The 20,878-nt window shown below is 42.4% G+C and carries 15 protein-coding genes; 3 read left to right on the top strand and 12 right to left on the bottom strand.

The features are described from left to right. Window positions 1–121: 121 nt before the first annotated feature. Window positions 122–796 carry a lipid-binding SYLF domain-containing protein gene (locus AC59GT_RS05030; RefSeq protein ID WP_497236611.1) on the top strand — a complete coding sequence of 225 codons (675 nt, stop codon included), beginning with the start codon at window positions 122–124 and terminating at the stop codon, window positions 794–796. Window positions 797–840: 44 nt separating this feature from the next. Here the strand turns inward: AC59GT_RS05030 and AC59GT_RS05025 are convergent, their stop codons facing one another. From AC59GT_RS05025 to AC59GT_RS05015, 3 genes are read right to left on the bottom strand one after another with little or no spacing between them, the layout of a single operon-like run. Continuing rightward, window positions 841–1,191: a hypothetical protein gene (locus AC59GT_RS05025; protein WP_497236610.1), complete on the bottom strand. Its 351-nt coding sequence runs from the start codon at window positions 1,189–1,191 to the stop codon at window positions 841–843. Between the two features lie 2 nt (window positions 1,192–1,193). After that, window positions 1,194–3,614, bottom strand: a complete 2,421-nt coding sequence (locus AC59GT_RS05020; RefSeq protein WP_497236609.1) for a penicillin acylase family protein — start codon at window positions 3,612–3,614, stop codon at window positions 1,194–1,196. Further along, on the bottom strand, window positions 3,601–4,212 hold the full coding sequence (locus AC59GT_RS05015) for a thermonuclease family protein (RefSeq protein ID WP_497236608.1): 612 nt from the start codon (window positions 4,210–4,212) through the stop codon (window positions 3,601–3,603). Before AC59GT_RS05015 ends, AC59GT_RS05020 begins: the two co-directional genes overlap by 14 nt. Before the next feature lie 119 nt (window positions 4,213–4,331). Between AC59GT_RS05015 and AC59GT_RS05010 the strand changes: the two genes are divergently transcribed. Further along, on the top strand, window positions 4,332–4,580 hold the full coding sequence (locus AC59GT_RS05010; protein ID WP_497236607.1) for a (2Fe-2S) ferredoxin domain-containing protein: 249 nt from the start codon (window positions 4,332–4,334) through the stop codon (window positions 4,578–4,580). On the opposite strand, the gene AC59GT_RS05005 is transcribed toward AC59GT_RS05010, so the two are convergent. Further along, on the bottom strand, window positions 4,581–5,111 hold the full coding sequence (locus AC59GT_RS05005; RefSeq protein ID WP_117384998.1) for a ferritin: 531 nt from the start codon (window positions 5,109–5,111) through the stop codon (window positions 4,581–4,583). Window positions 5,112–5,232: 121 nt separating this feature from the next. Then, window positions 5,233–5,598, bottom strand: coding sequence for a hypothetical protein (locus AC59GT_RS05000; RefSeq protein WP_497236606.1), 366 nt, complete (start codon window positions 5,596–5,598; stop codon window positions 5,233–5,235). Window positions 5,599–5,712: 114 nt separating this feature from the next. On the opposite strand from AC59GT_RS05000, the gene pgmB reads away from it, so the two are divergent. Next, window positions 5,713–6,357, top strand: coding sequence for a beta-phosphoglucomutase (pgmB, locus tag AC59GT_RS04995; protein WP_497236605.1), 645 nt, complete (start codon window positions 5,713–5,715; stop codon window positions 6,355–6,357). A 137-nt stretch (window positions 6,358–6,494) separates the two neighbouring features. Here pgmB and AC59GT_RS04990 read toward each other — a convergent pair whose 3' ends face one another. The 7 genes from AC59GT_RS04990 to AC59GT_RS04960 form a co-directional block, all read right to left on the bottom strand. Next, the gene (locus AC59GT_RS04990; RefSeq protein ID WP_497236604.1) at window positions 6,495–6,857 is read right to left on the bottom strand and encodes a hypothetical protein; all 363 of its coding nucleotides are present in this window, start codon (window positions 6,855–6,857) and stop codon (window positions 6,495–6,497) included. A 113-nt stretch (window positions 6,858–6,970) separates the two neighbouring features. After that, window positions 6,971–8,488: an FG-GAP repeat domain-containing protein gene (locus AC59GT_RS04985; protein ID WP_497236603.1), complete on the bottom strand. Its 1,518-nt coding sequence runs from the start codon at window positions 8,486–8,488 to the stop codon at window positions 6,971–6,973. A gap of 66 nt (window positions 8,489–8,554) precedes the next feature. Then, window positions 8,555–10,099 carry an FG-GAP repeat domain-containing protein gene (locus AC59GT_RS04980; RefSeq protein ID WP_497236602.1) on the bottom strand — a complete coding sequence of 515 codons (1,545 nt, stop codon included), beginning with the start codon at window positions 10,097–10,099 and terminating at the stop codon, window positions 8,555–8,557. 21 nt (window positions 10,100–10,120) lie between these two features. Then, a complete protein-coding gene (locus AC59GT_RS04975) occupies window positions 10,121–11,443 on the bottom strand; it encodes a vanadium-dependent haloperoxidase (protein WP_497236601.1) in 1,323 nt (440 codons plus the stop codon). A gap of 14 nt (window positions 11,444–11,457) precedes the next feature. After that, a complete protein-coding gene (locus AC59GT_RS04970; RefSeq protein WP_497236600.1) occupies window positions 11,458–14,877 on the bottom strand; it encodes a VCBS repeat-containing protein in 3,420 nt (1,139 codons plus the stop codon). A gap of 236 nt (window positions 14,878–15,113) precedes the next feature. After that, window positions 15,114–16,931: a RagB/SusD family nutrient uptake outer membrane protein gene (locus tag AC59GT_RS04965; RefSeq protein WP_497236599.1), complete on the bottom strand. Its 1,818-nt coding sequence runs from the start codon at window positions 16,929–16,931 to the stop codon at window positions 15,114–15,116. A gap of 26 nt (window positions 16,932–16,957) precedes the next feature. Beyond that, a complete protein-coding gene (locus tag AC59GT_RS04960) occupies window positions 16,958–20,104 on the bottom strand; it encodes a SusC/RagA family TonB-linked outer membrane protein (protein ID WP_117384989.1) in 3,147 nt (1,048 codons plus the stop codon). Window positions 20,105–20,878: the final 774 nt, after the last annotated feature.

Here is a 20,878-nt window from a genome sequence, read left to right as displayed (position 1 = left end):
AGGATAACGCAGCTGTAAAATTTGGCCGCCATACGGCTGTTTTGAGGCTGCGGCAATAACATTATCTCTTTTTTTTAGTTATTTACTCATACTTACAACAAAATACATAACCCTAACTATTATGAAGATTACCAAATTTTTAAGCTTAACATTTCTGTTGAGCGCGTTTCTAATACTTACATCAGCAAAATCTACAGACGAGAAAGGCATTGAGAAACTACACGATGCAACCAACGTCCTTAAAGAATTTGGCAAAATGAAAGAGAGCATTCCCCGCCAGTTACTAGAGGAATATGAGGGTGTTGTTATTATTCCTAAACTAATTAATGCAGGCTTTGGTATCGGCGGCAAACGTGGTAACGGCGTAGCTATGGTGAAACTACCTGACGGTAAATGGAGTGACCCTGTATTTGTTACGTTAACTGGTGGCAGTATTGGTTTCCAGATAGGTGTGCAGTCGGTTGATCTGGTGCTGGTGTTCCGTAATAAGGGAGTACTTACAAAAGTTAAGAACGGCGACTTCACTATCGGTGGAGACATTTCCGCAGCCGCCGGCCCGGTTGGACGTAGTTCTACAGCCAGCACGGATTACAAACTACAAGCCGAGGTTTACTCTTACTCGCGCAGCAAAGGCCTTTTCGCAGGCGTCAGCGTGAACGGCTCAAACCTTGCAATTAATAAAAGTGCTAACTCTAAATTTTACGGCGAAGGCACCACATCCGGTGCAATATTCGAAAGATCAACAAGTAACGTACCGGCAGTATTGCAGTTGAAAGAAACGTTAACAGCATTTTAGTAGCATTCAAAACAAATGAAAAATGGCGCCGTTTGGCGCCATTTTCATTTGTTCAGGCTATTGATATTTGCTGCCTTTCTAACCAAAAAGCCCGACATCGCAGACATACCACCTGCCAAGCCTCCAATTAGGGCCGTTATTGCAAATAGCGCAACCACACTATAAGCGTGGAATAGTTGCGCCACCCTTACCGCTAATATGTGCTGATTAGGAAAGCTCGCCAGCATAGCCATCGCGAGCCAGGCTAATCCCATACCACAGAAACCCATCCAAAATGAATGGGAAGTATTCCTGCTTATAAACAATGCCACAATAAATGCCAGTATACAAGCAGTCCACCAAGGTAGTAAATAAGTAAGAATAAGCGTTGCCAGCAATATGATAGAGAACAGCATAACTATTTTTTTAAGATTAAAGTTGATTTGATACGGGATGATTTTTGTTTAGGCGACTGCAGGAAAAGCAATTCATTTAGTTTTCCATCCTTCCAGGTTTGCAGCATATCGTCATAGTAAAAGCTACCAGGGTTGCCTGATTGCCCGCCCGGAATAATACCGTAACCCTTTACTTCCGGCCCCATTTGTACAACCATACGCCAGGATGGGCCGTGCCCTTCTGTTAACGCATTTACGGTAGAACCGGTGCCCCCAATAGCGAAATTACCGGAGCCAAAGCCGGGCAGATTAGCTAAATGGCTTACTTCAAAGTGCTTAACTTTGCCCCACTGCCAATTACCCGGTGCACCATGTTGCTTCAGCAGTTCGTTAACCGTTGTGTTGAAGGTGCGGCTTAGCAGATCGGCCGCATTCTCTTTTATGGGTGTTCTGGTGTCATCAAACCAAACGGAATTAGGTGATTTTATCAGCAGCTCTTCAGTTTTGTCCATAGAAGGTAGTTGCATAACGCCTCCAAAGCTATCGCCCCATGTTTCTGAGTAAAACTTTGTCCACCAGACAGAAAACATTGATGCTCCTTCCGATCCAACATCAAAAAACTTATTCCAGCTTTTTAAAATATTGTAAGCTTTAAGTTGGTTGGCGTCAAGCTTTGTTATATCAAGCTGCCGTAACATGGCCGGAAGTATATCCTGTGCACGTATGCTATAGGTATCTGTTTGAAGTACCCGCATGCTGTCTATGGTAGCTTTCTGCATAACACTAAGACGGTCGTTGATGCGCTTGCCACGTTCGTAAGGTGCAAACTGCCAATTGATATAATACGGATAAGTAGGATCGGTAGAGGATTGGTTGGCCGAACTTACAAAACCCCTTGGCGGGTTCTTTACAGTTGGATTCTGATCATTAGGTATCCAACCATGCCATTCATTAGCTGGGTCACTACCGTCCATTATAAACTTGCCCTGGTCTTTATACTTCAACGGTAGTTTTCCGTTCGGAGTGATCGCTATGTCGTTATCCGCAGAAGCAAAAACAAAATTTTGTGCAGGTGCTGCATAGTAAGTCAGCGCTTCGCGATAGTCATTATAGTTCTTGCCGCGGTTAAGCAGGTAAAAAGCTTTAAGATCATCCGACTCGTCGTGCGCTATCCAACGTAGCGCATTGCCTACCGGGATGTTGTCACGACCTTTCTTTGCCATTGCTGCATTGTCATAAACAACAGGTCCAAACCTAGTGTAACGTACGGTGTCGACTACATCTGGTTGACCTTTTACTTTGATAACTTCTATCCTGTGGGCAACTTTGCTCCATTTGTTGTTATACCAGTATTCGCTACGCGATTCATCTTTAAACCTAAGCTGGTACCAGTCCAGTATATCAGCATCTACATTAGTTACCCCCCAGCTTATTTGCTGATTATAGCCGATAATTACGCCTGGTGCGCCTGGCAGGGTAGCTCCGTACACGTTTATACCTGGTGCAGATAGCTGCATTTGGTACCATATAGATGGAAAGGTTAAATTAAGATGCGGGTCATTAGCAAGAATAGGATAGCCGGATGCAGTTTTACTACCGCTAATAGCCCAATTGTTACTGCCAATTCCTTCAATTTTTTCTTTGACATGCATACCCTCAAGCATCTGCGCCTTGGACGCGGCTGGGGGCTGTGGAATGGGTAGCGGCTTAAAGTCCCACTTTGTACCTACAGGTATTATTGGACTTTCATGCATTGGAAAATCAGGAAAAAGATCGTTGGTTATTTTAGCGCCGAACTTATTTAGCACGTTGGTCATCGCAAGCTCGTTAGTGCCGCCTGCCAGTGTTTCAGACATCAGCTTGAGCAAAAATGCACAGTTTATCGGCTTCCAATCCTCGGGTTTATAATCAAGAAGTTTGTATTCTATTGGATAGTTCTTAGGAGACAAACTGTGCACGTAAGCGTTTATGCCGTCGGTGTAAGCTGTTATAACTTTACTAATCACCGGATCTTTCATCATGGCGTCAACGGCGTGCTCTGCACCATATACCATTCCCATGCGCCGGTGGTATCTGTCCACCTCCAGTGCTTTTGGCCCTACTACCTCAGACAGTCGGCCAGACGCACTGCGGGTTTGTATATCCAATTGCCACAACCTGTCTCGAGCGGTTAAGTAACCCTGCACAAAATAAAGGTCGTGATCGTTAGCAGCAAAAACGTGTGGGATGCGGTTTTCATCAAACTTTACGGTAACCTCCTCTTGTAATCCTTTCAGCTTAAGCTGTTTCGGAGCATCTGAATCTTTACTTTCAGCATTTGCCCAAAAGCCGCTGCCTGGGTTTAAAAAGTTCCCAATAGGTGGTACATCACCAAACTTGTGCTGTAGTGCCCATATTAGCGCAACTGTAATTATGCAGGAAAATACGGCCTTAAATATCTTCATAGAAAGGTTTATCTGGCACCAAGTTACCAAATCCACGGATATTATAAAGCAGGCTAAGGCTGGTAATGTTTTCGGCGTTTTTTGTAATGCCGTTTGGGTCTGTTGTGTCTTTGCGCACCGCTTTCTCATTTTTACGAAAGTTCCATGGCGGGGTAGGATTAGCGTCCTGCCACAGGCCTAGGCGGTTTTGCCGGGCAGACTGTTCCAACATGGCAAGCTCCATACTTTTAGAGTACGCACGGTACTGCCAGGCATAACCATTCTTCACAATGGAATAGTTAACGTTTGTTCCATCTTCCAACAACACTTGCCCTACTGTACGCCCGTAACGATCTTTGTTGTTTTCGACGAGTTTGACGTACTTTCCAAAGCAAAGATCGGACGTGAATTGCCTTGCCGCCTGACCAAATGCCTGGCTTTTTTCGGGGCAATCTATTTCCGCTAGCCGTACGGTTATGTTCTGATGGTCGGGAGACAGCAGCTCCATTGTATCACCGTCTTTTATCTTAACTACTTTATAAAGTGTTTCCTCCCGGCGGTTGCAAGCTGTAATTAGCAAAACAAGAAAAAGGCAGGAGATGAAGGCTTTCTTAAGCATGCCGCTAAAGTAAAAACTTGGATGGGAAATAAGTTAGCCCAACATCGATTAGTGTGTTACTTAAGTTACCTTGCAATTGAAACTAAACCCGATATTCGATAGTTATTAATGAAATTCAAATGAGCAAGTTCCCTATACCCGATAAAGTTTTATATGTGTGTACCGGCAGTAAGTGCGCTAAACGCGGCGGCAAGGATATGTTTAAAACTGCAAAGAAGTTTGCCAAGTACCACGGGCAGGATGTGGAAGTAATCCGTATAGAATGCACAGACCGGTGCGATTGGGCACCGGTCTGTAGTATATCTCCAGGTAATATCTGGTTAAAAGAATATTCCGAAAAGGATGTTTTAAAGCTATTAGAGAGATAATTAAGCTTCGCTGTCGTATTTTATCTTACCAACATGCTTATCAATTTCCCAACGGCCTGTACCTTCTTCGCCAATCACTTCAAATAATTCCAGAGCACGGCGGGCTTTGTATTCCTCCTCACGCTGCTCCTTTAAAAACCAGTTCAGGAATTCATTAGTTACAAAGTCCTGCTCTTTTAAGCAGCGTGCGTAGATGTTCTTAATGGACTGAGTAACACTAATCTCCTGATCTAAAGCATCCTCAAAAACCTCGCGGAAAGAGTTGTATTCTTGCTTTATGCCGCTAACATCCGGAGAGATAGCGTTGCCACCCATATCCAGGATGTATTTATAAAACTTAAGCTGATGCTCACGTTCTTCTTCAGATTGCTTAAAAAAGTATTCGGCAGAATAATCGAAACCATTACGGTTGCACCATGAAGCCATAGCCAGGTAAGCTGATGATGAATAGGCTTCTTTTTTAACTTGCTGATTTAGTAAAGCCTCAACTTCAGTAGAAATAAGGCTTTTTATGCGGATAAGATCTCTCATTACTGTTGCAATTATATGTTAATACTACGGCAACAAGCATGCCGATTTGTTAGGTACACAAGTATAACGTTATAAGTGCCGGGAAAGATTAAATAAAGACAATATGAATTCAGTCTAAATATCAGGCAACGCGATAAAGCACGTCGTGAATAATGTTGTTGAGCTGCAACATTACAAAGGTACCCTCAAGTATCTCCTTCAATGCGATAATCTGCAATAGCGAAAGCACATAGCAGTGATCACAAGCACAAATAAAGATAATCTCGACATCAGGGTCTTTACCGCTGTTGAGCAGACGGTCTTCTATATCTACGTGATAAACTGCTTTTTTTAGTTTAAGCAAGCAGCGATAATCAAACCTGGCAACCTTACCTGCAAAATCTACATACCAGCAGCGTTCTTCGTCGCACTGATATATAGCTCCTTTGGCTGTGCTGAACACATTGGCCCATGTAGGGGTAGCAGAAGTTTGTGTCGTTGTAACCATTAACAATGCAAATATGCTACTATTTATAATTAATCCAAATAGAAATGCGAAACTATTTAGAATAATTATTAACAAGTGAAGCAATACCTTTGTTGCCGTAAACTTTATAAACAGATGAAAGCCTGCATATTTGACCTCGACGGCGTGATAGTAGACACCGCCATATACCATTACCAAGCCTGGAAACGTCTTGCAAACGAAATGGGGTTCGACTTTACCGAAGAACAAAATGAACATCTAAAAGGTGTAAGCCGGATGGCTTCTCTTGAATACATTTTAAGCTGGGGCAATATTATTGATAAGACCGATGCTGAAAAAGTGGAAATGGCCACTCGTAAAAACGAGTGGTACAACGAAATGATAAACCAAATGACGCCTGCTGAAATATTACCAGGCGCACGGGAATTTGTACAAAGCTGCCGTGATGCCGGAATTAAAACAGCCATAGGCTCGGCAAGTAAAAATACCCCAACCATATTGAACAAACTACAGTTAGCGCAATTATTCGATGCAGTGGTTGACGGAAACAGTGTTACCAATCCTAAACCTGACCCTGAGGTGTTTCTAAAAGGTGCAATAGCACTTGGAGTTACGCCTGAAGATTGTGTGGTGTTTGAAGACGCTGTAGCCGGAGTGGAAGCTGCAAAGAATGGAGGAATGAAAGCTGTAGGTATCGGCTCAAAAGAGACTTTGAGCAAAGCCGACCTTGTAGTAAGCGGATTGGATAAGTTTTCACTCGAAATGCTTAACAACCTATAATATCAAAAATGTTTTGCTTGTGCTATTCTCAACATTTAGAATATTAAAACGAATTTGAAGCAATTTGATGATTAATTGTAAACTTGGATATAAATGCAGGGCACTTAAATGCTCACATTTATATCCAAGTTCTTTTTCTAGTGTCTTCTGTTTGCTTTTTCTATAGCCTTTACCGCATTTGCAACAAGCCTTTTCTGATCGGCGTCAAGCACGTTAATTTCGCTATCTCCATTAAAGCGGTAATAGATTCCGCCTACCGTGTGCTGCTTCGCTTCAAACTTTTTGTCGTTATCTTCAAACTCAAGGTACCCGCCCGGCGAAATGTGCTCTATGCCATCGTTTGTGGGATTAAATACAATTGTGCCGCTGTATTTAATTTTTTGATGATGGTTGTCATCATGTTCAACAATGGTGGTAGTGTGCCCATTTTTACAAGCAGCCACTGCAATCAGCATTATGCTGACTGTTATCATTTTAAGGTTTTTTACTACAGTTTTCATCTCTGATAAAATTATATTGAGACAAAAATAAACATTACATGGTATTATGCAATACATAGTACTATTTTTTATTTAATATTTCGCAAATATCCTCAATTACGCAGCTGTAAACATTAATTAACCTTTTTACCTTTATTCTCCAAAACCACTAACGGCCGGTACATGTCCCAGTTGGGCTTAAAGTTTTTTTGGTTGATAAGCCTGTCCGCATAAATAGAGAAATTACCTAGTACAATATCCTGGTCGCCGTCGTGATCTATGTCTGCCACTTCCATTGCTATCCACCGCCCGTATCTGTTTATAGGTATTTCATGTGCTTTAAACTTCCAGGTCGCTGTTTGTTCAAGATAAGTAAACCCCTCCTGAGGATGGTTTACAAAATCAGGGAAAAATGCAATTACTGCCATATCGCAATCACCATCGCCATCAAAGTCTGCCGACATCACCTTAGATGCACCATTAATGTGGTGGAAGTAGCTTTGTTTAAACTTCCAGTTGCCAAGGTTATTGAAGACGTAAACCCCATGATACGGTTTTAATATATTGGAGTAGTCATTGTTATCGCCGCAGGTATAAACAATGTCCTTCAATCCATCTTTATTCATATCAACCAACTGAAAGCTGTTGGTACCGTAAACCGGCGGAAAGTGAAGCAAATTTTGGGTAATAAATCCTCCTTTTTTGTTGTTCAGGAACATCCAAACACCTTCGTCTGCCTGAGCGAATAAACACATTACATCCGGCCAACCGTCATTATTAAAGTCCCCTACTTCAGCCTGTATTGCGCCGGGTACAGCTCTTATTACTATTTTTTTATAGCTGCTATTTCCCTTTTGTTGTAGCAAAAATAAAGCGCCCGTTGTATTACCGTATCCGCAAACAATATAATCCTGAAGTCCATCTTTGTTAAAGTCTGCTGATGCCGTAAATACCGGTCTAGGCAAGCTATCCATAAGTGTTTTCATTACAGGTTTGCTAGTTTTCAGATCGACACTCTCCAAGCTGCCTTTTAAATAATCATTAGGCGGTAGTACCCCCAAGCAGCTGAAAATTCCGGTATTCTCACCTTTCGGCAATCGATTAAATATCGCATCAGATACCGGGGACGGCATCTTTTTAACCAATTTAGCATTTAGCCCTGCATCCCACTTTAGCAGGTTATTGCCTGCATCGGCCGTGTAGATGAAACCATCATAAGGGTTCAGCTTTACCATCGTAGTCATCGCAGTAGCGCCTTTCCGGTTTGTTACAGGGGATAGTTTAAGCTTAAAATTCGCCCAATCAGTAACTGCGTCACGTGCAGGCATTGTGAGTTTGGTAGGCGCTACTTTCTGGTAATAAGTCATTATCCGCTGCCAATCGGCCATGCTTAATGCTGAGTGTTCGTCAGCATAATAGCCGCCCATTTCGCTTTGTATGCCTAGTTGTTTAGCCATTTGCGGCATTATACCCCTTTCCCAGGTAGATTTGTCAAGTAGTTGTGGGTCAGGATAGCGGTGGCAGCTGCCGCAGTACTTTTGCGAAAGCTGCTTGCCGGCAGTAATGTCTTCCGCAGGTGTATTAACATGTGGGTGGTTATCACAGCCGTTTAAAACAAATATAGCCGCCGTTACAACAGCGACTATACCCATAGCTAGTTTATTTGAAGTTAACTTTATACGCCCCATCCTTCAGTCCCGCCTGTTATTTATACAGGATTATTTTTTAATGTGATTCTCGAGTACAATAAACGGAGTATTCTCATCCCAATTGGGTGAAAAGTTTGGCTGAAATAAAAAACCACTTGCATAATTCCCCAGTAAAATATCCGGCTTACCATCACCATTCACGTCATTAACGTCCATAGCCATCCAACGCCCGTTCTTATTTACCGGTATAGCATGTGGCTTGAAATGCAGTCCTTTATCCTGCTCAAAATAAATAAACTCTTCGGCAGGATTATTTTTCATATCTGCAAAAAACGCTATAGTAGCAATGTCCAAATCTCCGTCGCCGTCAAAGTCGGCTGCTATTGCTTTGCTGCAGCCGTTTATAGGATAGAACCACTCTTGTTTAAAGTTAAAGCTACCAGTATTTTTATAAATGTAAACTCCATGATAAGGCTTTAAAATGCGAGAATCTCGAAAGTTATAACCACAGGTGTAAACCAGGTCAAGATCACCATCGTGGTCCAAATCCGCCAACTGGAAACTTGTCGAACCATTCACTGGCGGAAATTTAAGCAGCTCATGAGTATCAAACCCACGTTTTTTGTTGTTTAGGTACATGGCTAACCCTTCATCGTTTACACCATAAAGCACCATTAAATCTGTAAAACCGTCGTTGTTAAAGTCACCAGTAACTGCCTGCACCGCTCCCGGCCTTTCTGTTATTGCTGTTTGCTTATAGCTTTTTGTTTTTGGATCCTGCTTTAACACATATACGCCGCCTTTGAGATTACCCGGCGAGCATATGATGGTTTCTGCATTGCCATCCTTGTCGAGGTCGGCTGACAAAGTTTGTACCGGCCTTGGCAGTTCCGATTGCATTTGTGATGTTGTAAGTTTAGGGCCAAGATTTATTTTAAAAATACGCCCGTTGGGGAAGTCTATTGGGTCCAGCCTGCCAATACAGGAAGCAATAGCCTGCTTTACGCCCGCAGAGTCTGGAAGAAAGTTGAGGTTAACTGCCGCGGAGGGTAGGTTTATGCTCTTTGAAATTTTAAGCTGACTGTCCCACTCAGTTAACATGCCAGATACCACATCCCCACTGTAAATTTTGCCAGTTGCAGGATTAGCGGTGATCATGGTTGTAAAGCTGATATCGTTGCTACGTGCGGCTTTCCTAAGCGTAAAACCTGCCCAATCTTTAGAAAGGGCTACAGGTGCTTTTGCCGGCAGCAATGTGTCTGGCGCTAATTTCTTGTAATAACTTGCAATAGCTTGCCACTCCAATAAGGAAAGGCCGGTGGTGTCTCCTTCTTCCTTATAATAGTCCGCGCCGTAAGTTTTGATTGAAAAGTAACCTGCCATAGCTGGAAGGGTGTGCACGGTCCAAACATCTTTAGTTAGCGCATCTACCGGCACTAATGAGTGACAGCGGGTGCAATGCCGCTGAACTAAATGTTTGCCATCAGCTATTGTATCACCGGTAAGTTGAGTGGTATTGCTTGTTTTACCCCCGCAACCATAAATTAATGTACTTGCAGCAAGCGCCGCTCCGCCTAATAGTATAAAAGAAGAGTATAAGAACGCTTTTCTCATTTTTGATAAAAATATAACTGATTAGTTTTGCAGTTTCAGGGTATTCCAGATGTATTCGCCTATCTGCCGGCCTTGAGTGGCACCGGCATCTACACTAACTTTATAATGTATACCGCCGTAAAATCTACTGATAGACGTTTCATCAGATGCTTTTAAAAATGATTTAAAATGCCGCTGAAGGCCAATATAACGCAGGTCACTGGTGTCATCATACTCAAAGTTGTCACCAAATAGATGTGTAAGTATTACTGCTGAAGCAGCGCTGATGTCGCTGTGTCCGCTAGGATATTCCGGGAATGGCGGTGTTTGTAACAGTGGCAACCATTTTTGATCTATCTTGTCATTGATTACCGTTACTGGCCTAATGTATTGCGTGGTATACTTCACCTGCCATCCGCAAATAAATGCGTCAAACAAAGCTATAGAAGTTAGAGCATATGCCTGTGCGGTCTTAACCGCGTCAGCCTTGGTTTTTTTGCATGCAATAGCGGTAATTCCTATCCAGTGTCCACCAGGAGTTATCTTTTTGTTTACAAACATCATATGCCCGTTATGCTGTATAACAAAAGGATTATCATCCCAAAACTTGGCTATTTGTAGCTGATCGGCAGTAAGGTTCTTGCTTTGTTCGTAAACTTCCACATTTTGTTTAAAGTAAACGCTGTTACGATCTTCGCTGTATGCAGGGGGCGGAGGTAAAGCGAAGTCAGATGATGATTTTACAACAAATGTGTGCATTGTGCCCCAGCAATATTCTACGCCGTCCAAGTAGTCAGGCGCTGTTGGGCGCCATTTGCCATTATCGCTTGTACCCAAAAAACGGGGCTTACCGCGTGTTTGCGGATAATTATCTACTGCCGCACGTGCTAGTATTGCTTTTCCTATCTTTTCACCAAAATCTGCAGAACGGGCGTAAGTAGAGTCGTCCAAATTATCCTGGTACATCGCATATACTTTATCCTCGTACTTTTTTAGCGTATCAACAGAAAATGTAACCTTACGGGCCACTGTAAAAAAGGCCTTTGTAGCAGCTAACGTATAGTTGTACTTTTTCCCTTTTTGGGGCTGAGGCATTTTTTTGAAATTGTGTAGTTGGTCAGTTATCGAGTTGTATTTAGGATCAGCAAAACGCATTGCCTCATAAGCCGCTAAAGATGTATAGCCGTATATACGGGCCGCCACAGGCGGAGTAAAAACGTCGTAAATGATTACTTGCGTAAGCTGATCTACATTCTCGTGCAATACATCAGCATCTTTCTTTAATTTTATTTTGTCCTTTTTAACACAACTAAAAGAAAACAAACAAAGGGCAGCGGCAAATAATACTTTATAGAACTTCATCATCTCAACAGTTACAATTAATTGGTGGGTATATTTCTTTTATGACCGGCAATGTCTGTAATAATCACCTGAGCCATAGAACTGTCAATATTAAAAAATCTGCCCGACTGTGACAAGAAAGATTGACCGTTATAAAACTCTTGTTTGAACGTTTTGCCATTATTGTACCTTATTGTAGCGAACATATCACCCGGCTGCAAGGCAACGGCGCGTATTGTCCTCCTTAGCTGGAACAGCTTCATAGCATCTTTATATTGTGTGGCTGCAAGTAAATACCGCCCATTAGTGCCGCGAAGTTTTACGAGACCCTTACCGTTATTAGGAATGAACAAACCGCTTTGCTGTATAGTTAGAGGGTTAAAACCACCCTTGCCATCGCCTTTTAATATCAAACCGTTAAACGCATCGTACCTGCCAGTGGCTACTTCGGTACCATAGTCGTTACCGCTAAGGGCCGCATCCAAATTACCATCTCCATCAAAATCATCTATCACAATACCGCTTAACTGCGATAATTGTGCTTGCGCGGGCAAAGGCATCATTGTAAACTTACCTTTACCATCATTACGCATGTAGACAGATCTCAGCTCATTAGCTTTTAACCTCAAGGCGCCTTTCCGCATCTCCGGTGTAAGCACAGAATCCATAGTAGAAACTGCAAAGGACTTGTAGTTTTGATATTTCACACGCATGCTTATCATTTGCTTAACGATATCGTCCCGGGTAAGTGCCGGGTACTCCTGCATCTTTCCTTCTTTATCTTTCAGGAACAATGATGGGAAAGCGTCATAGCTATTGTTATTGTCAAAATCTTTAGCAGTGATATACACAGGATATTGGTCTGTAGCCTTGTAGAAAGTATTTGTACCTGTATTACCTACAATGTAGTCAATGTCTCCGTCATGGTCGAAATCACCACCGGCAATAGTGTTCCACCATCCCAGCTTACCAGCTACACCGGTTGCCTGAGTTTCATTTTTAAAAACACCACGATTGTTCTTCAGGAAAGTAACAGGCATCCATTCTCCGGTAAGTATTAGGTCGGGCCAACCATCATTGTCATAATCAGTAAATGTGGCATCGCAAACAAGCCCAATATTTTTTAGGTCTTTTGCCGCAGTTGGTGTAACGTCAGTAAATTTAATCTGACCGTTCTTACTATCGTTCCGCAGCACAAAGCTGGACACCGGCTTAGGATAGTTCCAAGGATCCACCCTGCCCGACACGAACAAGTCTGGTGAACCATCTTTGTTATAGTCTACTGATTTTACGCAAAGTTTGCTGGTAAAATTGGCCGGTAACGCATTTGGCTGTAGTATAAAGTTACCCTTTCCATCATTAGCATAAATCCTGTCCTGATAGGCTGACGAGTTAGGCTCATACTCGTACCCTCCGCTCGCCGCATAAAGATCAAGATCGCCGTCGCCGTCGGCATCAAATAGCAGCAGTCCTTCGTCCTTATATTTTATGGTTGATGCCGCTGTTGACGTTAAATTACGCTGTAGAAATTTGCCGGTAGCTTGCTGTAAAAACAGCTGAGCAGGATACTTTGATGTACCACCTACTACCATATCGTCAAACCCATTGCCATCCACATCACCTACTGCCACGGCAGGTGCATACTCGGACAGTTTATGAGGAATAAGTTTCTGTATGTTAAAATCAATGAAATCCTCTGACTGGTGAACATAGTTAATGCCGAGGGATTTAGTTACTTCCTCAAACAAAGACGTCTTGTTAACGCTTTGGCCTTCCAAAACATAGCTATCCTTTGCATCGTTAATATACACCTTAAGCAAGCTATTTGCTTTAACTTCTTTAAGAGTTTGCTTTCTTCCGTTCTGCCACCTGATAACCACAGAATCAAGAGTAGTAACATTACCCAGTCCAAAATGAGCAACATTTTGGATAGTGGAAAGATAGCCCCTGTATGGTGTATTTTCATATACCTGGTGCTTGCCATGGTCATAGTAAATATCTGCCCATGCACCTATGCCGTCACGATTTTGGGCACCACCGGTAAATTTTATTTGCAGATAATTGTTGTTGGGTTTGTCGCTATCGCGTGAAGTGTTACGATAAACAAACGCCTCATCATCAATATTATTAATGACCATGTCCATTGCACCATCATTATTTAAATCAGCGTAAGCAGCTCCATTTGAAAAAGATGGGATATCTAATCCCCAGTTTTTGGTTACATCTTCAAACCCAAGTTTACCGGTATTGTGGAACGCGTAATTCGCAATTTTTACAACTGGTATCTGATCCAAAACTTGTTTCTTGCTGGCTACTGCATACGATTCTTCCCGAAATGCAATAAAGTCGTGATCAGTAACGTCACGTGGGTAACCATTAGTTACTACAATATCTCTAAAACCGTCATTATCAAAATCGGTAATCATCGGCCCCCAACTCCAATCGGTTTGTGCCACCCCGCTAAAAAAAGACACCTCACTGAAGATCGGCGCGCCTATACTGTCGTTTTGACCCAAACGCGGACCCTGATTTAGCTGCAAGGTGTTATGATTATATTGATACTGGTAGTCGTAGCGATCAAAGTTTTGATAAAGCTGATACTGTAAAGGCGGCGAGAACATCTTTTTGCGGTAATTATCCTCGGGATCCATGTCCAGTTCAAATACATCTGCAAGGCCATCATTATTGATGTCCTGTATGTCTTGACCCATTGCACTCGTTGCAGTGTGCTTAAAATATTCTTTAGAACGATCAGTAAATGTGCCGTCGTGGTTGTTTATGTAGAGGATGTTGTTGGGCAGAAAATCGTTTGTAACGTAAATGTCTTTATAGCCGTCGCGGTTTATATCTACCGTACTGGCTGCGTGGCCATATCCTTCTATCAGGATACCTGCCTGTTGTGAAACGTCTTTGTAAACCGGGTGTTTCAATACCGGATTGTACTCATTTTGATAAAGCTTACCGGTGCTGCGCGCAGAGCCATCTTTAGCAAGCGTACGAAACGCACTTGTGTTATCAGTCGATTGTGCCTCGTTAACAGTAAGGTACATATCTAAATCGCCATCGTTGTCATAATCAAAAAACGATGCCATGGTAGAATGAACATTTATATTCAAACCGTAAGCTTCGGCGTCCTCTTTAAAGTGAGGAACACCCTGTTTATCTGGCCCCTGGTTAATGTAAAGCAGGTTCATTCGCTTTACAGGACTATTAAGTAACGTATTGCAGACGTAAATATCGGCTAGTCCATCGTTGTTAATGTCCACTATTGCAACTCCGCGACCCCATCCGCCTTTGCCACCTACACCGGCTTTAACCGTAACATCATCAAACTTCATATCGCCTTTATTAAGGTAAAGCTTGTTTGATACTGCATTGCCAATAAAATAAATATCCTGTTTACCGTCATTATTAAAATCGCCGATACCTACACCGCCACCGTTGTAGATATTTAACATATCAAGCGGATTTATCGAATCGTTTTCTACGATGAGGTTATTAAATTTTATCCCCGAATGGGAAGAGTCTACCCGTTGGAAGAGGGTATTTTTTTTACAGGAAATAAAAGCGAGTGGTAATACAAATAGCAACAGCAGCCTGCACGTTTTCATCAGATCAATACTACACAAATGTTGAATAAATAAAAAGAGGAGGAGGTAAAAACCCCCTCCTCTTCAAAGTAGCGTATTAGCTATTAATAGCCAGGATTTTGCTTGATAGCACCCTGGGTAACGTCGATCTGACCCTGTGGTATAGGGAACAACTCATTTTTACCTGCGGTGAATTTAGCTTGTTTAATAAGTTCGATAGGGAAATTTGGTACATGATTTTCGTGATCAAGATAAGCATTGATTTGGGCGGCCATAAAACCGTTACCCATTTGCCCACCAGTGATACCATCCCAACGTTGTAAGTCGAAGAAACGGTGACCTTCCATACCAAATTCTAACCTGCGCTCGAACTGAACATATTTACGTGCAGTAGCTTTGTCAGTGAAAGAACCTGCAGGATACAAACCTACCTTATAGTTAGCAGCAGGAGTGCTGGTGTAACCGCCTGTTGGCTTTGTATCGTCTACATAAGTATGTACCCAACCGGTAGCATCAGCTGCACGGGTGCGTATTTGGTTTACGTAAGCACGGGCGTTTTCTAACGATCCCACTTCCACTTCGCACTCTGCAGCCCACAGGATAACATCAGCAAAACGAATGATGTTGTAGCTGTTAGCAGTAGACTGGTTTGCAGCCCAACCGCCGTAAGTGTCGGAAGTTGATGCTTGTGCTGCTTGATAGTACACGTTTTTGATAGGGCTGTAAGGGCCACCGTCTTCTTGGTCACGAGCCCAGGCTTTTCCAGGGTGAATACCCCAGTCAAGATAAGGGATACCACGACGACCAATAGTCCAATCTATACGAGAGTCAAGCGTTTCAGTAGATGGTGTAAATGCAGCTGATGCATCTATACCCTGATCGTTTTTAAGATCAGTATTATTGTAAGTATCTACTAATGGCAAACCAGTTACCGGATCAGTTTTAAATGCGTTTGCAAGGCTGAATGACGGCTGGAAGAAACCGCAGCAAGTAGCAGGGCCACCTGATGGGAAGTTCAGCGTAGAACCAGCATTACCATTTAAGCCGTTAGCACCGTCTTTAACAGAAGTTTGTGCGACAAACACACCTTCAGGACCATTTTTTGTAGATGGGTTAAAGTTGTTTGCATACTTACCTAAAGCGTATTTGGCGCCACCGGCAGTTTTACCGTTTGCTATAACATCTTTCAAGATAGCGAGAGCCTCAGTATATTTATGATCATACATTAGCGCTTTCGCCTGGAAAGCTTTCGCAGCCCATTTGTTAGCACGGCCAACCTGTGGCTGTGTTTCTGGCAATACTGCTGCCGCTGCTGCAAAGTCCGCAGCTATTTTGTCCCATATAGGGCCCGGGTTGCCAATGTTATAATTACCATTATCATAAGTAACGGTTTCATCAGCATAAGGCACGTTGCGCCAAATTTTAGCCATTTCAAAGTGAAACATGGCACGTAAGAACTTTGCTTCGGCAGTAACTTGTGCAATATTGTCTGCAGATAATGAACCATCTTTCACCAATGGAATTTCGCGCAAAACGTCATTCGCACGCTGTACTCCGTTGAACATTACACGCCATTTTGGATCAAGGTAACCATTTGTGGCTGTAGGTGTGCGGCTTTCAATAGCAGCAGCATCTGGCTGGTCACCCGGAGTCGAGCCTTTGTGAGCGTCGTCAGCAGCAACACTACCATATATCCAGTTATCAGTACCTGTGCTCCAGGTTGCCCCTGGCTGACCGTTGTAGCTACCATCAACAAGCGCGTAAGCACCAATTAACAATCCATCAACACCGGCCTTATTTGCTAACACTGTGCTGTTCAGCGTGTTAGTAGGCGTCTTATCGAGAAACTTCTTGCACGACATAGAGAAGGCAAGGGTTGCAACAGACCCTATAATGATCAGTTTGTGATTAAATCTTTTCATCTTATAATGTTTTTACTTTCCGATAATTAAAATGTTAAACGAGCACCCAAAATAAATTTACGCTCGTTGTTAGGGTAGTTACCCTGGTCAATACCAGGAGCACTGCCACCATTAGCCTGTAATTCAGGATCCATGCCACTGTATTTAGTTACAGTGAACAAGTTGGTACCTTGTACATAAACATTTAGTTTGTCAACACCGATTGCTTTTAATTTAGCAGCACCGAAAGTATAACCTAACTGCATAACGCGGCATTTCAGGAATGAAGCATTTTCTACGTAGTAAGAGTTAGCTACACCGCTGGTGCTAAAATTGTTAACAGCCTCAGCTTTTGGAGCTGCAGGATTAAGGTTAGTTGGTGTCCAGGCGTTGTATAACAGATCGTTGCTTTTGTTACCTGTAAGTGAAGAGTAGAAGTTAGTCCAGTATTTAACATAGTTGAACGCTTCGTTACCTTGTGAACCGTAGAATACAGTGCTGAAATCGAAGCCTTTATAGTTAAGGCCCAAGTTCAAACCATATATGAAATCGGGGTTACCGCTACCATAGAAAGTACGGTCGTTATCGGTGATTTTTCCATCGCCGTCAACATCCTGATACTTGAAGCGGCCTGGGCCTGCACCGTCCTGAGTTGGAGATGATGTTACGTCGGCTGCATCTTTAAAGTAACCCACAACTTTATAGCCGTAGAACGAACCAATTGGCATGCCAACCTGTTGTTTAACTACTGCACCAAAACGTAGGAATACGTCTGTATAGTTGTTCTTCAGAGAAGTAATCTTGTTCTTAACAGAAGTGAAGTTAAGGCCAACGTTGAAAGAAAGATCGCTGGTGATTTTATCGCGATAGTTTACTGATATGTCTAAACCTTTGTTTTGAACTTCGCCTATGTTAACGAACGGAGCAGAACCACCACCTACAGTTGCAGGTAAGGTAACAGCAAATAACAAGTCAGAAGATGTTTTTTTGTAATACTCTGCTGTAACATCTAATTTATTAAAGAAAGTTGCATCAAAACCAAAGTTCATGATTTTGTCGGTTTCCCATGTTGTTGCAGTGTTACCCAATTGGCTGTTGAAGAAACCTTGAGTAATATTACTGTTTGAACCGTCAATAGCGTAAAATGAAGACGCCCTGTCTAAACCGAATAATGTAGCGGCGTTAGATCCAGGTACGTTTGCCTGAAAACCAGCTTCGCCATAGCTACCACGTAGTTTCAAATCATTAAGCCAGTTGATACCTTTCATGAAATCTTCCTGGCTGATTCTCCAGCCTAATGACACTGAAGGGAAGTAACCAACTCTTCTTCCTGGCGCAAATACAGAAGAAGCATCACGACGAAGAGTAGCACCTAAGATGTATTTAGAGTTATAAATATAATCTAAACGACCGAAGAATGATTGACCTGATGTTGGCTGCGCAAAGTAGCTGTAACGGTTGTTAACGTCGCTACCTGCACCAATATTTACGAAGTTAGGGTCAAGTGAAGGCAGTGTTGATACAGATGTACCAATGCCACGTCCTGAATATTGTTTCTGCTCGTAACCCACAAACAATTTCACATCGTGCTTGCCGAAAATCTGGCCATACTGGATAGTATTTGTCCAGTTGTAATAGTTGTTGTAACCCGCATTTTCAGAATAGCCGTTCTTATTTGCATGACCTTCGCCACTATCATAAGGCGTGTAGGTGATAGCGAAATTGTAGAAGTTGTCAATGTGTCCGCTAAATGCGGTACGTGCAGTAAAGTGTTTAAGGAAATCAGCCTCGGCAAACACTGTACCTTCAATGTTCCAGGTACGGTTTTCATTGTTACGCTGGCGGTACTGAGTTGCAACAGGGTTGGTTGCGTTACCCAAAGCAGTTGGACCTGCCCATGTACCGGCATATTGTACCCCTGAAATATCGTAAATAGGAATTTGCGGTTGCAGACGATAGCTCATAGAGATAGCGTTGCCTTCGTTTTGGTTGCCGCCTGGAATACCACCCTGACCATTAGGGCTTAGTGTGTAGAATAAAGTAGCATTTTCTCCTACCCGGATATGATCCTTGATGTTGAAGGTAGTGTTGATACGTGCCTGAGCGCGTTTAAAATAAGTGTAAATTAATGTACCCTGTTGGTTAAGATAGCCAAAAGATGCATAATAAGAGTTCTTGTCGTTTGCACCACTTGCAGAAATGGTGTGCGATTGAATAGGAGCGTTCTTGAAAATAGCGTGGAACCAATCGGTACCTTCGTTATTGTTGTATTGTTGTATTAAGTAGTCGTTACCAGGGTTAAACTCATCGTATTTATAACGAGAAGGGTCAACTGCCGGATTACCTGCCGCATAGTTGCCTTTTGTAACGCCGGGGCCTTGCACACCAAAGTCTGCGATTGCGCCGTTTGCAAGGAATAGCGGACTGTTTGGCTCAACTTGTTTAACTAAAGCAAGGTAATCTCTACCGTTTAATACGTTAAAAGGATTACCGCCTAGTGGCCTTTGAGTACCATAATAGCCATCGTAAGAAAAGGTTGACTTGCCAGCTTTACCTTTCTTAGTAGTAACCACAACAACACCGTTACCACCGCTTACACCGTAGATAGCTGCCGCGCCGGCATCTTTTAGTACGCTGATAGACTCGATATCATTTGGGTTTACGTTAGACAAGTTACCGCCTTGCACACCGTCGATAACGATAAGAGGCGATGAATTGCCGAAGTTTGATGTACCACGCACGGTGATTTGCGCGCCCGCGCCCGGAGAACCCTGAGTTAATACAGTAACACCAGAAGCCTGGCCCTGTAATAACTGATCAGAACTGGAAGCGGGTACTTTAATAGCGCTGGAAACATCTACTGTAGCTACCGAGCCCGAGATGTCCTTTTTACGCTGGGAGGTGTAGCCCGTTACAACAACTTCGTTCAGCGTGTTGTTACCTGCCACAAGCGTAACGTTAATGTTGTCGCTGGCACCAACGGCAACTTCCTGTGTTTGATATCCCAGATAAGAGATAACAAGCACGTCGCCCGACTTAACGCTTAATGTGAATTGTCCATTAACGTCGGTTTGCGTTCCGGTAGTTGTGCCCTTTACACGCACGGTGGCGCCAACTACGGGCAGCTTGTCATCGCTGCCTATAACACGGCCAGTGTGCTTTGTTTGAGCTGTAACTACCAATGAAGAAACCATGCAGCATAGTAGCAGACACAGTGCTCTTCCCTTTAGGAGTAAACTTTTAAACATGAGATTGAGATTTAGTTGATTAATATATTTGATTTAAGATCGTGTGGTCACTCCAGGAGCTGATTTTGGCAGCAAGGCACAGCAAGGCAAGAAAACTTTGCAGAATTTTCCTTCGAAAAAGGGGTGAGATGCCCTTTGATTGAAATGTAATCGAGAAAAGAAAATCGTAAAAGTTTTATCATATATCGTAAAACTGTTCTAAGCCTTTTATTCTGTACGTTTCTTGATAATCCGGTCAGGGTTATCTATTGTTTATAAAAAATCTAATACTTTTCTGTATCTGGAAAAGTTTATAATTGGTAATGCTCTAATATAAAGAGAGTGTACAGGTTACACAAGAATGATTTATAGAATTGTGAATTATTTATTTTTTTTCGACGTTCTACAACAATTTAATAATTTTTAAAAAGTTTGTTAAACCTATGGTAATCAATGATCGATTTATGTGAAAAATTCACAATGTAAAAATGTTGTTATAATAACACTTTTTAACTCCTCTAATCAAGTTTTTAGAAAACACCCATCACAAAATTGCAGTTTCCACTCGTTTTTTTTACTTCAAGCACTTTTTAGAAGCAACAACTATGTACACAAGATTATCATTTTGATAAGTTATTGTTAACATTTTTATTACTGCCATTCTCCAATATTTGGAGTGTATGATCGGATCATTAGGAGAAGCCAATCTAACAGTTATATAAATAAAATGTGCCACAGATT

The organism is Mucilaginibacter sp. 320_HR (assembly GCF_059691875.1).
Note: the sequence above shows the minus strand (reverse complement) of the source record. Positions and strands in the feature narration are given on the sequence as shown.